The organism is Collinsella aerofaciens (assembly GCF_015546965.1).
GTDB classification, from domain to species: domain Bacteria; phylum Actinomycetota; class Coriobacteriia; order Coriobacteriales; family Coriobacteriaceae; genus Collinsella; species Collinsella aerofaciens_X.
This window is the reverse complement of record NZ_JADMUF010000007.1, coordinates 82,693-97,572: the sequence shown is the minus strand read 5'-3', so window position 1 is coordinate 97,572 and position 14,880 is coordinate 82,693. Positions and strand designations below refer to the sequence as shown.

Sequence of the window (14,880 nt, the reverse complement as noted above, 5' to 3'; positions counted from 1 at the left end):
AAAGAAAGGTGCGGGCTGGCTGCTATGACTGATGCCGTTGAGGTGCTGCGAATCGATTCGCTCGAGGACGAGCGGCTCGATGCCTACGTGCGACTGACCGAGCGCGAGCTTCGCTGCGTGCTGGAGCCGCAGAAGGGCATTTTTATCGCCGAGAGTGCCAAGGTTATCGAGCGTGCAGTGCGCGCCGGATACGAGCCGGTGAGCTTTCTTTTGGGCGAACGCTGGCTCGACCAGATGATGCCGCTGTTTGAGCGCCTGGCGGTACGCGAAGGTGCGGGCCCGGTTCCCGTGTTCGTGGCCTCGATGGAGCTTATGGAGCAGCTGACGGGCTTTAACGTGACGCGCGGTGCGCTCGCGGCATTCCGTCGTCCACGTCAGATTCCGGTAGCCGAGTTCTTGGGTGGCGTCGTCGAGGCGGCGGGGGAGCGCCCGGTGCTTGTGTGCGTGCTCGAGGGCATTGTCGACCACACCAACGTCGGCGCGATTTTCCGCTCGGCGGCTGCGTTGAACGTCGATGGCATTTTGGTGAGCCCTACGTGCTGCGATCCGCTGTACCGTCGCTCGGCCCGCGTGAGCATGGGCACGGTGTTCCAGGTGCCCTGGACGCGCATTGGCAGCGAGGCGCGCGTATGGCCGCATGATGGGCTGGCGGCGCTGCACGATGCCGGCTTTTCGTGTGCCGCCATGGCGTTGGCGGATGATTCGGTGTCGTTGGACGATCCCGCGCTGCAGGAGATTGACCGCCTGGCAATCTTTATGGGCACCGAGGGCGCTGGCTTGGGCGACAAGACCATTGCAGGCTGCGACCGCGCCGTGCGTATTCCGATGGCGCATGGGGTCGATTCGCTCAACGTGGCCGCGGCAAGTGCTGTCGCCTTTTGGCAGCTGTGCCCGCATGTGAGCAATGAGTATCACTACCAGCCGGGTTTGTATCACTAGCCGGGTGCGCTCGAGCTTTGCCGCCAGGGGTGTTTCTGCTGCCTTCGGTCGGTGTTAAGCTGATAGCGGCTTTGCCGTTCAATTGATGTTTTGTTGTATGACGTACGCTAGTGGGGAGGGCGTGTGGCTAAGAAATCTACGGCTATCGATGTAACGCAGGGTGTCATTTGGCAGCAGCTGCTGTCGCTGTGCGTTCCCATTTTCTTTAGTTCGTTCTTTCAGCAGGCATACACGCTTATCGGTACCTATATCGTCGGTCAGTTTGGCGGTAAGCTCGCGCTGGGTGGCATTCAGGCCACGATGGTGCTTACAGAGCTCTGCATCGGCTTTTGTGTCGGCGTCGGTGCCGGCTGCGCGGTCATTACGGGCCAGTTTTTTGGCCAGCACGATGACGAGCGTCTGAGCCGATCGGTCCATACGGCTATGACGCTCGCGCTGGTGGGCGGTATCGTTTTCTCGATTCTTGGCATAGTGTTCGTTGAGCCCATGCTGGTGCTTATGAACACGCCGCATGAACTATTGGCCGAGGGCGTGGCCTATGCCCGTTGCTATTTTGCCGCCATGGTTGCGGCGCTGCTGCTCAATATGGGAACGGCATTGCTGCGCGCCGTGGGCGACACGCGCGGGCCTGCTGTGATCATCGCTTCCGGCTGCCTTGTTAATGCGGTGCTGGATGTCATCTTCGTTGCCGTGCTGCATATGGAGGCTCTGGGCTGTGGCATCGCGGTGGCGCTGACCATTTGCTCCAACGCCACGATGATCGTGATTCGTATGATGCACGCACCGGGCGCGTGGCGGCTTTCACTGTCCAAACTCGGCATTGATCCTGGCATTTGTAAGAGCATGATCTCGTGTGGTCTGCCGCTTGGCTTTCAGTCTGCTGCGTATTCGATTTCCAACGTTTTGATTCAGGTGTCGGTCAACTCGTTTGGTGCCGATGTCACCACGGCTTGGGGTCTTTCGGGCCGCTTGGATGGCATTGTCTGGATGGTGACCGAGGCGCTTGGCGTGTCGATCACCACGTTCTCGGCGCAGAACTTCGGCGCGCGCAACTACGAGCGCATGCGCAAGGGCTACCATACGTCGCTCGTGCTGTCGTTTATGCTCATTGGTGGCCTGTCTGCCGTGCTGCTGGTATTCTCGGGTCCGCTGTCTCGTCTGTTTGTCGACGATGCTTCGATTTCGGCGTACACCACGACGATTCTTCATTTTATCGCGCCGTTCTATGCGATTTTCTCGATTATCGAGAACGCCTCGGGTTCCATCCGCGGCGCCGGCGTGAGCTTGCAGCCCATGCTGCTCACGATTTTTGGCACCGTCGTGCTCAGGGTGATCTGGGTATTTGCGATTATGCCGTTCGATCCGTCGCTTGAGCACCTGCTGCTGGTCTACCCCGTAACCTGGGTAATCACCGCCATGATGTTCACCGTCTACCATCACAGCGGCAACTGGCTCGGCCGCGCCACTGCCTAGCCATTGGGGGCGTCCGCAATGGCTAGTATTCGATGCCTTGGCGGGCCAGGAGGCCTTCGTCGAAGTAGTGTTTGACGGGGCGCATTTCGGTGACCAGGTCGGCGAGGTCCGCGAGGGGCAGCAGGCCGCGGCCGGTCAGTATGAGCTCTGTGGTGTCGGGTTTCATCGCGATCAGTTCCTCGACATCCTCGCGCGTCACGAAGCCGCGGCGCATGGCCTCGCCGAGTTCGTCCAAAATCAGAACGTCGACCTGTGAGATATGCTCGCGTGCGAGCTCCATGATCTGTGCCGCGCAGGCCTCGGGCGTGTCGCGGTCGGCTTGTACGATGCGCAGGCCCAAACGGGGCGCTGCATTATGCTCGGCGCAGTGCAGTTTCTTGGCAAACTGAAGCATGAGCACGTTAAGTCCATAGCCCGTGGCGCGCAGCGCGAGTCCCAGCGCAGCCGTCGTCTTGCCCTTGCCGTCGCCCGTATAGATTTGAACCTTGCCGACTTCCAGTGATGCCATCTCTGTCCTTTCGTGCCCGGCGTCGGTTTATCGCCGTCCGGGTTGGGTATTCTAGAAAACATTATCAACCCCAGTAGATGGAGTTCAAGCAGATGGAGATGGATGACAACAAACGTAGACGGAATATGATCCTCTACGTGCTCATCGCCTTCGTCGTCTACCTCGTGCTCTCGACCGTTCTGTTCCCCAACATCGGTCACACGCAGCAGATTACGAAGACCGATTACTCGACGTTTGTCAAAGCGCTCGATAAGAAGAGTGTCGACAAGGTCGAGTACAACACGGACGATTACACGATTTATTACACCAAAAAGGGCGAGGACGAGAACATCGCCTACAAGACGACCGGTGTGCCGAATGACGCTGGCTTTACCGATCGCGTGCTTGAATCTGGCGCCTCGCTTGAGTCGGTCGTTCCCGATAAGGACTCGGGTCTGATGACCTATTACCTGCTTACGCTCATTCTTCCCATGGCGATTTTCTTCCTGATCGGCTGGTGGCTCAACCGCCGCATGAAGAAGGCCATGGGCGATGACGGTCCTTCGATGAACTTTGGTGGCGGCGGTTTTGGCGGCGGTGGACTGGGCAAGTCAGGCGCGCGCGTGATCGCCTCCAAGGACGTGGGCGTGACCTTTAAGGATGTCGCCGGCCAGGAAGAGGCCAAGGAGTCCCTCAAGGAGGTCGTCGACTTTCTGGAGAAGCCGCAGCGCTACGAGGAAATCGGCGCCAAGCTGCCGCGCGGTGCTCTTCTTGTCGGCCCTCCGGGTACCGGTAAGACCCTGCTTGCCAAGGCCGTTGCCGGCGAGGCGGGCGTGCCGTTCTTTAGTATTTCGGGTTCTGAGTTTGTTGAGATGTTTGTCGGCCGCGGCGCCGCCAAGGTGCGCGATCTGTTTAAGCAGGCCAAGGAAAAGGCCCCGTGCATCGTCTTTATCGATGAGATCGATACCATCGGCAAGAAGCGCGATGGCGGCGGCTTTAGTGGCAACGACGAGCGCGAGCAGACGCTCAACCAGCTGCTGACCGAGATGGACGGCTTCGATAACCACAAGGGTATTGTCGTTCTTGCTGCTACCAACCGCCCCGACAGCCTTGACCCGGCCTTGCTGCGCCCCGGTCGTTTTGACCGCCGTATCCCCGTTGAGCTGCCCGATCTGACCGGTCGCAAGAACATCCTCGAGTTGCATGCCAAGAGCGTGAAGACGCAGCCGCCGATCGACCTGACCGCGATTGCCCGCGCCACGCCCGGTGCCTCGGGCGCCGACCTGGCCAACATCATCAACGAGGGCGCCCTGCGTGCCGTCCGCGAGGGTCGCAAGCGCGCTACGCAGGACGACTTTGAGGAGTCGGTGGAGGTCGTCATCGCCGGTCAGCAGCGCAAGTCTACGGTGCTGTCCGACCACGAGAAGCAGGTCGTTTCTTACCATGAAATCGGCCATGCCATCGTTGCCGCCCGCCAGAAGGGTTCTGCGCCGGTCACGAAGATTACCATCGTGCCGCGCACGAGCGGTGCTCTGGGCTACACCATGCAGGTCGAGGAGGATGAGCGCTTCCTGACCACACGCCAGGAGGTCCTGGACAAGCTCGCCGTCTATTGCGGTGGCCGTGCAGCCGAGGAGCTCATCTTTGGTGAGATGACGACCGGCGCAGCCAACGATATCGAGCAGGCCACCAAGCTCGCCCGTAACATGGTGACGCGCTTTGGTATGTCCGATGAGTTTGGCATGATGGCGCTCGGTACCGTCCAGAATGCGTACCTCAACCAGGACACGTCGCTCACCTGCGCCCCCGGTACGGCCGAGCGCGTGGACGCGATTGTCGCCAAGCTGATCGAGGATGCGCACGACCGCGCTCTGCAAATCCTGAAGGAGAATAAGTTCAAGCTCCACGAGCTGGCTCGTTATCTGTACAAGAAGGAGACGATCACGGGCGAGGAGTTTATGAATCTCCTCACGCGCGAGAATCCGCTGATGCCGAAGCAGCAGTAATACTAGTTACGCAATGTCAATCGCCCCATTTGAGTGTCCATCTCAAATGGGGCGTTTTGCGTGGGGAGTGTTGTATATGAAGATCGTGGTAAGTGCCTGCTTAATGGGCGAGAGCTGCAAGTATAACGGGCTCGACAACTATCATCGAGAGCTGGTCGAGGCTTGCGAGCGCACGGGGACCGAGGTCCTCTTGGTGTGCCCTGAGGTCTTTGGCGGCCTGCCCACGCCGCGCAAGCCGTCCGAGATTGTGAACGGCGAGGTCCGTACCTGCGAGGGTACCTCAGTCGATCGCGAGTTTCGCCTGGGTGCCGAGCGCGCGCTCGACATGTGCGAGCAGGCGGGCGGCCCGTCCCAGATCGCTGCGTGCGTCTTGCAGGACCGTAGCCCCTCGTGCGGTGTGGGTCGCGTCTACGATGGCACCTTTAGCGGTACGCTCACCGCGGGTAACGGCGTTTTCGTCGATCTGTTGCTGCGTCACGGCTACCGCGTCGTTCCGGCTAGCGAGTTCGACCCCAAAATACTTGAGCAATAAAAAAACCACCACAAAGGTGCCTGTCCCCTTTGTGGTGGTTTTGGGTTAGGCCTAGAGCGTGTGGCCGTAGGCGTTGGTGGCCTTGATGGCGGCGGCGAACTTCTCGTCGGTGAAGGGCTCCGGGTTTCCCTGCTTCCACTCGTTGGTGGCGTGTGCGAACTCGCACAGGGCCGGGATATCGGACTCGGAAAGCCCGACCTGCTCGAGCGTCACGGGCAGGCCCATCTGCTTGTTAAAGGCGGCGTAGCGCTCAAGGTTCTCGGTGTCTCCCGTATAGGCAAACAGTACCAGCACGCCCAGGCTCACGACCTCGCCGTGCAGGTAGGTGCCCTCGCGCGGAATGCTGCAGGTAGCGTTGTAGAACGCGTGTGCCACGCTCGAGTTGTAGTAGTAATCGTTCTGGTTGGTCAGGTTCGAGACATAGCCCGTGTTGACCACGATGTCGAGCGCGATCTGCTTGACGGCCTCGCTCGACAGGTCCTGGCGCACGTCCTCAAGACCCTGGACGCCATAGGTAAACAGCGGCTCGGAGCAGGTGTGGGCAAGCGCCAGGCCAAGACCGGCAGTGTGCTCCAAATTACCGGCGCTCGTGGCGTACTCGACCTCGGGCTGCTTAGACAGGGCATCGCCTACGCCGGCCCAGAAGTACTCTGCCGGTGCTTCGGCGATGATCTTGGGGTTGATGAAGATGTGCGCCGGTCGGTTGGGGTACGAATAGCCCTCGAGCGAGCCGTCGTCGTTGTACACGACGGCAATGGCGGTCGCGGCGGAGCAGTTGGAACAGATTGTAGGCACCGTAAAGACGATCTTCTTGAGCTCGATAGCTGCGGTCTTCACGGTGTCGAGCGCCTTGCCGCCACCGCATGCAATAAGCACGTCGGCTTCCTGGCAGGCAGGGGAGTTCACGACCTTGGCGATATTGGCACGCGTACTGTTGGTGCCGTAGACGCGCGTCTCTAGAATTTCGACGTCGGTACCCGCCAGCGCAGCTTCGATACCGGGAAGTGCTGCGGCCAGTGCCCGCTTGCCACCGATGATCGCGACCTTCTTCGCGCCGTACTCGGCCAGCGCGCCGGACAGCTCGTCAAAGCAATCCTCGCCAACGGTGTAGTCGCTCATTCCAATCGTGCGCATAGCAACCTTCTTTCGTTCGATAAAGTGCTTTCAGGTATTTTGCTCCAAGAGAAGGTCCACAGTCGCGAGAAATTTCGAACGTATAAAACCAGTGTTGAGGGTTTTTCGCCGGCGCTGAACGTGCTAGCATACTCCGCATAAGCGTTGATGGGGACGAGTAGTCGGCCGTCCGCATGCTACAGAGAGCGGGGAGCGCTGAGAACCCGTGCATGCGACCGATGAAAATCACCCCGGAGCTGCGGTCCCAACGGACGTGCCGCGCAGGTTCGTCTTAGTAGACATCGCCGAGATGGTCGTCGATACAGGCCAGCCGAGTAACGGATGTGAGCGCGCGAATACGCGGGCGAGGGCATCTAAGCTGGGTGGTTAAGCGAAGAGCTTTTGCGGGCGTACAGCTCGTTTTGTGGCGCTTCGTCCCAGCTTGTAGGGACGGGCGCTTTTTTGGTGCCCAACGGGCGTGCGCGCCCACGACATGAAAGGGGTACCGTGGCAAACGAGTACAAGCAGACGATGAATCTGCCCAAGACCGGTTTTCCCATGCGTGCCGGTCTTTCCAAGTCCGAGCCCAAGCGACTCAAGGACTGGCAGGACAACAAGGTCTACGAGCAGGTTCTGAAGAAGAACGAGGGTCACAAGAAGTTCGTGCTGCACGACGGCCCTCCGTACGCCAACGGCCCGATCCACATCGGCCACGCCATGAACAAGATCTCCAAGGACATGATCAACCGCTACTGGATGATGCAGGGCTATGAGGTTCCCTATGTCCCCGGTTGGGACTGCCATGGCCAGCCGATCGAGCATAAGGTCGAGGAGAAGCTCGGCACCGAGAAGTTCAACCAGACCTCCACGGCTCAGATCCGCGAGCTTTGCAATAAGTTCGCTGTCGAGAACATCGAGCTGCAGAAGGCCGGCTTCCGTCGCCTGGGCGTGCTTGGCGACTGGGACAACCCGTATCTGACGCTCTATCACCAGCATGATGCCGCCGACATCGAGGTCTTTAAGGCCATGTTCGATAAGGGCATGATCTATCGTGGCCACAAACCGGTTCATTGGTGCAAGCACTGCCACACCGCACTCGCCGAGGCTGAGATCGAGTACTCCGACGAGACGAGCCCCTCCATCTTCGTTCGCTTTGAGATGACCTCCAAGCCCGCCGGCCTCGAGAACTTCGACGGCCCGGTCGACTTTATCATCTGGACGACCACGCCGTGGACCATCCCCTCCGACCAGGCCGTTTCCCTCAAGCCGGGTGCCGCCTACGTCGCCGTTGAGCACGATGGTCGTGCCGAGGTCATGCTCGAGGACCTGGCTCCCAAGTGCTGCGAGGAGTTTGGCTGGGTGTACACCCCGGTTATGGTCGACGGCAAGCCCTACGTGGTTCCCGCCGAGACCTTCCACCACATCCACTACAAGCAGCCGATCTTTGACGGTGTCGAGGGCGTGGCGTTGCTGGCCGATTACGTCGGTGTCGACGACGGTACCGGTATCGTCCACAACTCGCCCGGCCACGGCGTCGACGACTACTTTGCCTGCCTCAAGGAGGGCATCATCGACATCTGCATGCCGGTCGATGACGACGGCAAGTTCTATACCGGCGAGGAGTTTGGCACCGGTGGCCCCTTCAGCGGTATGGATACCGACGAGGCCAACCCGCACATCATCGAGTTCCTGCGCGAGCGCGGCACCCTGGTCCTCGAGAAGAAGATCACGCACAGCTATCCGCACTGCTGGCGCTGCAAGCACCCGGTGCTCTTCCGTGCTACCGACCAGTGGTTTGTCTCGATGGACAAGACCGGTTTGCGCGAGCAGGCTGGCAAAGAGGTTCGCGAGAACGTCAAGTGGTATCCGGCCCACGCGGCCAACCGCATCGGTGCCATGGTCGAGCAGCGTCCCGACTGGTGCATCAGCCGTCAGCGCAACTGGGGCGTGCCTATCCCCAGCTACACCTGCGCCGACTGCGGCGAGAAGGTCATGAACGACGCCACGCTCGATGCCGTCATCAAGCTCTTCCACGAGAAGGGCTCCGACGCCTGGTTCACCGACGCTCCCGAGAGCTACCTGGGCGAGGCTTGCGTCTGCCCCAAGTGCGGCGGCCATCACCTCAAGGCCGATAAGGACATCCTCGACGTGTGGTGGGACTCTGGCGTGTCTTGGAAGGCCGTCTGTGAGTACCGTCCCGAGCTGGAGTATCCGGCGGATGTGTATCTCGAGGGCTCCGACCAGCACCGCGGTTGGTTCCAGAGCTCGCTGCTTACCTCGGTGGGTGCCAACGGTCACGCTCCGTACAAGGCAGTCGTCTCGCAGGGCTTCACGCTTGACGGCCAGGGCCGCAAGATGTCCAAGTCGCTCGGCAACGTCATCGACCCCAACAAGGTCTGCGACGAGATGGGCGCCGACATCATCCGCCTGTGGGTTGCCTCCGTCGACACCAGCTCCGACGTGTCCATCGACCACGAGATCCTTGCCCGTACGTCCGATGCCTACCGTCGTTTCCGCAACACGCTGCGCTTCCTGCTCTCCGAGCTCGAGGGTCAGTTTGAGCCCGAGACCGATGGAGTCGCCTTTGCCGACCTGCTGCCGCTCGACAAGCTCATGGTTGCCCGCCTGACTCAGGTCCAGGCCGAGGTCGACGATGCTTACGCCAGCTACGAGTTCCCGCGCGCTTACCGTGCACTCTACGACTTCGTGGTTACCGAGCTCTCCAACGTGTACCTCGACGCCCTGAAGGACCGTCTGTACTGCGAGAAGCCCGGCTCGCTCGAGCGTCGCAGCGCCCAGACCGTGCTGGCCGAGCTCTTCTCGATGCTCATGCGCGACCTGCAGCCGATCCTTTCCTACACGGTCGACGAGGCCATGGCCTATGCGCCCGCCGGCTGCGTCGATCACCAGAAGTACGCAGCGCTGCTCGATTGGTACAAGTCGCCCATCACGGTCGACGAGGCCAACGAGTTCGAGGGCGTGCTCGAGGCTTCCCTCGAGCTTCGTAGCGCCGTGACCAAGGCCCTTGAGGATGCCCGCTCCGCCGGCACCTTCACCAAGAGCCAGCAGGTCCGCGTCAAGGCGGTCGTTCCCGCCGAGATGTATGCGCTGCTGACCGGCGAAAAGGCCGTCGACCTGGCCGAGTTCTACATCGTCTCCGATGTTGAGCTGACCCAGGGCGAGGAGCTTTCCGTTGCTATTGAGGCTGCCGAGGGCGAGTGCTGTGACCGTTGCTGGAACTATCGCACCACCGTCGGCGAGTACAACGGCCACGCGCATATCTGCAAACGTTGTGCCGAAGCGCTGTAGGTCGCGGTAACGCGGCGTTTCCGTTGTAGGAACTAAAGCTATTAAGCGACATTCCGGTTTTCGGAATGTCGCTTTTGTTTTGTGCTGGTTATTTGGCTTTCGTTGATGAATATGCTGCATGTTTCATGCGTGTCACTATAAGATGATTACTTGCACTAAACGTTATTCGATGTTCTTGAGGGTAGGGGATTGATTTGGGTCGTACTGGGGATATGACGCCGCCTTTGCGTTGGCGGTTGGGTGTTGCTGGTGGGGTGGCGCTGGTTGTGCTGCTTGTTGACCAGCTTACCAAGCTTGCGGTTCGTGCCGTGGGCGACGCTTTGCATGTGACCGTCATCCCCGGTGTCATCGACTTTATGTTTGTCCGCAATATCGGTGCTGCCTTTAGCATGGGCGAGGGGCATGGCATCGCGTTTGCCGTGCTGGCGTTGGCGGTCATTATCGCTATTGCCATGTACCTCGTTCGTGCACCCCAGCTCGCTCATCTTGAGGTTGTGGGCATGGCGATGGTTGCGGGCGGTGCTATCGGCAATGCTATCGATCGTTTGGCCTTTGGCTTCGTGACCGATTTTATTGCAACCACCTTCATCGACTTCCCCGTCTTCAATGTGGCTGATATCGGCATTACCGTGGGCGTCGTGCTCGCCCTCTTCGGCTATATGTTCTTGAGCCCCGCGGCCCGTGAGGTCGATGCGACCGCCGAGCTTAACGCCCGTGACGAGGCCCGCGCCAAGCGCAAAGCCAAGCAGCGTGGGGAGCGTGCCCGAAAGATTCGCGAAAGGAATGAGCGTTAATGGCCGACATCCATATTCTTGTTGCCGACGATGCCGCCGGTCAGCGTCTTGACGCCTATCTGGGCGCCAATGACGGCTGTCCTACGCGCTCTGCCTGCGCGCATTTGATTGAGGGCGGTGCCGTAGTAGTCAATGGCGAGACCTGCCTGTCTAAAAAGTACGCCGTGCGAGCCGGCGACCGAATTTCGGTCGATTTGCCCGAGCCGCACGATCCCACCGATGTGATTCCCGAGGCCATCCCGCTCGACATTCGCTATGAGGACGACTATCTCATTGTGCTCTCCAAGCAGCGCGGCCTGGTGTGCCATCCTGCGCATGGTCATGAGAGCGGTACGCTCGCGAATGCCCTGGTCTATCACTGCGGTATCGACCATCTGGGCACCGTGCAGGGCGAGGACCGCCCCGGTATCGTGCATCGTTTGGATCGTGATACCTCGGGCCTCATGCTTGCTGCCAAGGACGACGACACCCAGCGCGCGCTCCAAAATCTTATCCGCACGCGCACGCTCGACCGCCGCTACATTACGCTCGTTCACGGTCATATCGCTATGGATGAGGGCACCATTAACACCGGCATTGCTCGTTCTACGCGTGACCGTGTCAAGATGGCGGTATCCGATGATCCCTTTGCGCGCCAGGCCATTACGACCTTTAAGGTCCTCGAGCGCTTCGATTCCACGCGTTTTGACGACGGCTATACGCTCGTCGAATGCCACCTGTTTACGGGCCGCACACATCAGATTCGCGTGCATATGCGCCATATCAACCACGCCTGCGTGGGCGATCCGCTCTACGGCAAGTGCGATTCACGCGCCGATCAGGGCCTGACCAGGCAATTCCTTCATTCTTGGCGCGTCGCATTCGACCATCCCGTGACGGGGGAGCGCATTGAGTGCCGCGACGAGCTGCCGTGGGATCTCGCTGCGGTTCTTGACGACCTGGCCCCGCGCTCGCTCGGCCGCACCGCTGCCGGCGACGAAATCGTTCCGCAGCTCGGTCTTCTCGAAGCCTAGCCAGTATTAGGTGGTTTCTTGAACTCGGTCACCCTACGGTAATATATACGTTTGTTTACGTAACGCGTTCCTGGGAGCCTGCATGCTCGCCTTTTTACAAACCAACACACCCATCGTGATCTTCAACCAGATTGTCGTCACGCTGCTCACGGTCTGCTTTCTGTACCAGGTGGTCTTCTTTGTCATCGGCGCTCTCCGTGGCGAGGTCGCGCCTCCCAAGGCCAAAAAACTCCATCGCTATGCCTTCTTTATTGCGGCGCATAACGAGGAAGCCGTGATCGCCAACCTCGTTCGCTCCATCAAGGACCAGGATTATCCGTCCGAGCTTATCGAGGTCTTTGTCGTCGCCGATGCCTGCACCGACAACACCGCGCAGCTCGCGCGCGAGGCCGGTGCCATTGTTTACGAGCGCAATGACCTGGCTCGTAAGGGCAAGAGCTGGGTCATGGACTTTGGTTTCGATCGCATTCTCAACGAGTATCCCGATACGTTTGAGGGCTACTTTATCTTCGATGCCGATAACGTTATCTCCCGCGATTACGTCTCCAAGATGAACGATGCCTTTGACCAGGGCTTCCATGTGGTCACGAGCTATCGTAACTCCAAGAATTTCGGCAGCTCGTGGATCTCTGCAGCTAATGCCACCTGGTATTTGCGTGAGGCTCGCTTCCTCAACAACGCGCGTAATATCTGCAAGACGTCCTGCGCTGTCTCGGGTTCGGGTTACCTTATCTCGGCGAGCGTGATCGAGGGCATGCACGGTTGGCAGTTCCATACGCTGACCGAAGACATCCAGTTCACCACGTTCTGCGCTATTCACGGCATTCGCATCGGTTATGCGCCGGCGGAGTTCTTTGATGAGCAGCCGGTGACGTTTAAGGCGTCCTGGAAACAGCGCATGCGTTGGACCAAGGGCTTCTACCAGGTCTTTTTTACCTACGGCAAGCATCTTGTCAAATCTACGTTCCGCTATCATCGCTTTGCCGCCTACGACATGTTTATGACCATCGCTCCGGGCATGCTGCTGTCCCTGATCTCCATGCTCGCCAACGCGACCTTCCTCATCGTGGGCGGGCTTTCGCACGGCTTCTTGGCCACCGAGGTCGAGATGCAGGCTTGTGCCGCCTCGCTCATTATGACCTTCGCGATGATGTACCAGACCTTCTTTATCCTTGCGTTGCTTACGACCATCTTTGAGTACAAGCACATTCACTGCGCGCAAAAGTGGCGTCTGGTGACCAACCTGTTTACCTTCCCGATCTTTATGTTCAGCTATATCCCCATCACGGTGGCTGCTCTGTTCCTAAAGGTCGACTGGGTCCCGACGCAGCACGCCGTCAACGTTACCCTCGATGAGGTCATGCAGGGCGCCAAATAACCACCACCAAAACCACCACAAAGGGGACAGGCACCTTTGTGGTGGTTTTTGCCTTTGCGATGCAACTCGAGGAGGTGCTCGATGGTCTATATCCCGTTTTGGATTTGCATCTTTGCCGGCGCGGTGATTGATGCCCGTGAGCGGCGGTTTCCGAATGCGCTTGCCGGAGCGTGTGCGGTGGCGGCATTAGCAGGCGTTTGGCTCGACAAAGGCGTTAACACGGCGCTTGACCACGCTGGTCTTGCGGTCATCGTCTACCTTGCCCTTGTGTTGACTGAGTCCCTCTGGCGTCGTTTTCGCCAAACCTCGGGTATTGGCATGGGGGACGCCAAGGCGCTCTTCGCGCTTTGCACGCTCGACCCTATGGGCGGCATCGTGGCATTTGCCGTCGCGCTCCTGGTCCTTGCCATCTCCTGCCTCCTCACAAAATCGCGCTCCCTGCCATTGCTCCCGTTTTTGGTGCCGATATTTGCCATAATCGAAGTCATGGGCTGCACATTGTAACTGATTGCGCATCCTTCTTAAGGAGCATGCCATGGCAATTAATCAAGAAACGGCCGTCATTAAGGCGCGCATGGACCGCATTCCCGCGGCGTTGTCGCCCGAACTCGTCGAGCGCATTTCCGCCGATCGTGCTTCGGGTGCCGTCAACCCGTATCGTTGCAACGACGACCAGGTCATTCGTCGTATTGATCGCGCTGCCGACAAAGGCACGCTTATGCGTCCGGCGTTTATGCGCGATACCGAAAAGATTCTTCATCTTCCGGCGTACACGCGTTATGCAGGCAAAACGCAGGTCTTTAGCTTCCGTAGCAATGATGATCTGTCGCGCCGCGGTTTGCACGTGCAGCTTGTCTCGCGCATTGCGCGCGATATCGGTCGCGCCCTGGGGCTCAACTGCGATCTGATCGAGGCGATTGGCCTGGGCCACGACTTGGGACACACGCCCTTCGGCCACGCCGGCGAGCGCTTTCTCAACGATATCTACCACGAGCGCACGGGTCGCTACTTTTTCCATAACGTGCAGTCGGTTCGCGTGCTCGATGCGCTGTACGGCCGCAACGTGTCGCTCCAGACGCTTGACGGCGTCTTGTGCCATAACGGCGAATACGAGCAGCGCGTGTTTGAGCTCTCGGACATGGGTTCCTTTGACCAGTTCGATCAAACGGTTGAAGACTGTATCGCCACGGGCTATAGCGCGATTGAGCACCTGCGTCCCATGACGCTCGAGGGCTGCGTGGTGCGTATCTCGGATATCCTCGCCTACGTCGGTCGCGATCGCCAAGACGCCATTGCGGCGGGACTGCTGTCGCCGGACGCTTTTGACGATGGTCGGGGCGGCGCCTATAACAGCTGGATCCTTACGCACGCTTCCATCGATATCGTTGAGCATAGCTACGGCAAATCGCGTATCGAGATGAGCGAGGACCTGTTTGAGGAGATCCGCCGGGCGAAGCGCGAGAACTACGAGAAGATCTATAGCAAGGGCGGTATCGAAGGCGACTCCGAGGCGGAGCTGCGCGAGGCGTTCGAAAAGCTCTACGACCGTTGCCTGCAGGATATAATCGAAGGCGACGAGTCCTCTTACATCTTTAAGCATCATATTTCGCGCATTGAGCAGCAGCTTTCCTACTACGATCGCACCTATACCTGGCAGGACGACAAGGATCAAGCGGTGGTGGATTACATCGCGAGCATGACGGACGGCTATTTCTGCGAGCTGACGAGCAAGTTGTTCCCTGGTCTGGAGTTTCCCCATCGTACCTATATTAACGAACGGTAGTTCGTATATATTCGGTATACTGTTAGTGGAAAACGTTTTTGATTGATGCACGG

At 59.3% G+C, this 14,880-nt stretch carries 12 protein-coding genes; 10 read left to right on the top strand and 2 right to left on the bottom strand.

Annotation, left to right across the window (positions count from 1 at the left end; genetic code table 11):
* Positions 1 to 24 precede the first annotated feature (24 nt).
* Positions 25 to 939 (top strand): TrmH family RNA methyltransferase, encoded by a 915-nt coding sequence (locus I1M21_RS06280; RefSeq protein ID WP_195192881.1) that lies wholly within the window; start codon positions 25 to 27, stop codon positions 937 to 939.
* A 123-nt stretch (positions 940 to 1,062) separates the two neighbouring features.
* On the top strand, positions 1,063 to 2,412 hold the full coding sequence (locus I1M21_RS06275; protein ID WP_195192880.1) for an MATE family efflux transporter: 1,350 nt from the start codon (positions 1,063 to 1,065) through the stop codon (positions 2,410 to 2,412).
* 22 nt (positions 2,413 to 2,434) lie between these two features.
* Here the strand turns inward: I1M21_RS06275 and I1M21_RS06270 are convergent, their stop codons facing one another.
* Complete coding sequence (locus I1M21_RS06270; RefSeq protein ID WP_195192879.1) at positions 2,435 to 2,920, bottom strand: cob(I)yrinic acid a,c-diamide adenosyltransferase; 486 nt, start codon at positions 2,918 to 2,920, stop codon at positions 2,435 to 2,437.
* Positions 2,921 to 3,012: 92 nt separating this feature from the next.
* Here I1M21_RS06270 and ftsH point away from each other — a divergent pair, with 92 nt between their 5' ends.
* Positions 3,013 to 4,905 (top strand): ATP-dependent zinc metalloprotease FtsH, encoded by a 1,893-nt coding sequence (gene ftsH, locus I1M21_RS06265; RefSeq protein ID WP_195192878.1) that lies wholly within the window; start codon positions 3,013 to 3,015, stop codon positions 4,903 to 4,905.
* Between the two features lie 76 nt (positions 4,906 to 4,981).
* Complete coding sequence (locus I1M21_RS06260) at positions 4,982 to 5,437, top strand: 2-thiouracil desulfurase family protein (protein WP_195192877.1); 456 nt, start codon at positions 4,982 to 4,984, stop codon at positions 5,435 to 5,437.
* A gap of 51 nt (positions 5,438 to 5,488) precedes the next feature.
* Here the strand turns inward: I1M21_RS06260 and I1M21_RS06255 are convergent, their stop codons facing one another.
* Positions 5,489 to 6,571: an iron-containing alcohol dehydrogenase family protein gene (locus tag I1M21_RS06255; RefSeq protein WP_195192876.1), complete on the bottom strand. Its 1,083-nt coding sequence runs from the start codon at positions 6,569 to 6,571 to the stop codon at positions 5,489 to 5,491.
* A 510-nt stretch (positions 6,572 to 7,081) separates the two neighbouring features.
* Between I1M21_RS06255 and ileS the strand changes: the two genes are divergently transcribed.
* From ileS to I1M21_RS06225, 6 genes are all read left to right on the top strand, one after another.
* Positions 7,082 to 9,859, top strand: a complete 2,778-nt coding sequence (gene ileS / locus I1M21_RS06250; RefSeq protein WP_229025653.1) for an isoleucine--tRNA ligase — start codon at positions 7,082 to 7,084, stop codon at positions 9,857 to 9,859.
* A 266-nt stretch (positions 9,860 to 10,125) separates the two neighbouring features.
* On the top strand, positions 10,126 to 10,653 hold the full coding sequence (gene lspA, locus I1M21_RS06245; protein WP_271763181.1) for a signal peptidase II: 528 nt from the start codon (positions 10,126 to 10,128) through the stop codon (positions 10,651 to 10,653).
* Positions 10,653 to 11,666 carry an RluA family pseudouridine synthase gene (locus tag I1M21_RS06240; protein WP_195192874.1) on the top strand — a complete coding sequence of 338 codons (1,014 nt, stop codon included), beginning with the start codon at positions 10,653 to 10,655 and terminating at the stop codon, positions 11,664 to 11,666. Before lspA ends, I1M21_RS06240 begins: the two co-directional genes overlap by 1 nt.
* Positions 11,667 to 11,748: 82 nt before the next feature.
* The gene (locus tag I1M21_RS06235; RefSeq protein WP_022094595.1) at positions 11,749 to 13,044 is read left to right on the top strand and encodes a glycosyltransferase family 2 protein; all 1,296 of its coding nucleotides are present in this window, start codon (positions 11,749 to 11,751) and stop codon (positions 13,042 to 13,044) included.
* Positions 13,045 to 13,125: 81 nt separating this feature from the next.
* Entirely contained in the window at positions 13,126 to 13,548 is a 423-nt protein-coding gene (locus I1M21_RS06230; protein ID WP_195192873.1) for a prepilin peptidase, read from the top strand.
* A 31-nt stretch (positions 13,549 to 13,579) separates the two neighbouring features.
* Positions 13,580 to 14,827 (top strand): deoxyguanosinetriphosphate triphosphohydrolase family protein, encoded by a 1,248-nt coding sequence (locus tag I1M21_RS06225; protein WP_195192872.1) that lies wholly within the window; start codon positions 13,580 to 13,582, stop codon positions 14,825 to 14,827.
* The last annotated feature ends 53 nt before the right edge of the window (positions 14,828 to 14,880 follow it).

What these genes read in the sequence shown, in the direction of transcription:
- I1M21_RS06280 (WP_195192881.1), top strand. Translation starts at nt 25, where the DNA reads ATGACTGATGCCGTTGAGGTGCTGCGAATCGATTCGCTCGAGGACGAG.
- I1M21_RS06270 (WP_195192879.1), bottom strand. Translation starts at nt 2,920, where the DNA reads ATGGCATCACTGGAAGTCGGCAAGGTTCAAATCTATACGGGCGACGGC.
- ftsH (WP_195192878.1), top strand. Translation starts at nt 3,013, where the DNA reads ATGGAGATGGATGACAACAAACGTAGACGGAATATGATCCTCTACGTG.
- I1M21_RS06260 (WP_195192877.1), top strand. Translation starts at nt 4,982, where the DNA reads ATGAAGATCGTGGTAAGTGCCTGCTTAATGGGCGAGAGCTGCAAGTAT.
- I1M21_RS06255 (WP_195192876.1), bottom strand. Translation starts at nt 6,571, where the DNA reads ATGCGCACGATTGGAATGAGCGACTACACCGTTGGCGAGGATTGCTTT.
- ileS (WP_229025653.1), top strand. Translation starts at nt 7,082, where the DNA reads ATGAATCTGCCCAAGACCGGTTTTCCCATGCGTGCCGGTCTTTCCAAG.
- I1M21_RS06240 (WP_195192874.1), top strand. Translation starts at nt 10,653, where the DNA reads ATGGCCGACATCCATATTCTTGTTGCCGACGATGCCGCCGGTCAGCGT.
- I1M21_RS06235 (WP_022094595.1), top strand. Translation starts at nt 11,749, where the DNA reads ATGCTCGCCTTTTTACAAACCAACACACCCATCGTGATCTTCAACCAG.
- I1M21_RS06230 (WP_195192873.1), top strand. Translation starts at nt 13,126, where the DNA reads ATGGTCTATATCCCGTTTTGGATTTGCATCTTTGCCGGCGCGGTGATT.
- I1M21_RS06225 (WP_195192872.1), top strand. Translation starts at nt 13,580, where the DNA reads ATGGCAATTAATCAAGAAACGGCCGTCATTAAGGCGCGCATGGACCGC.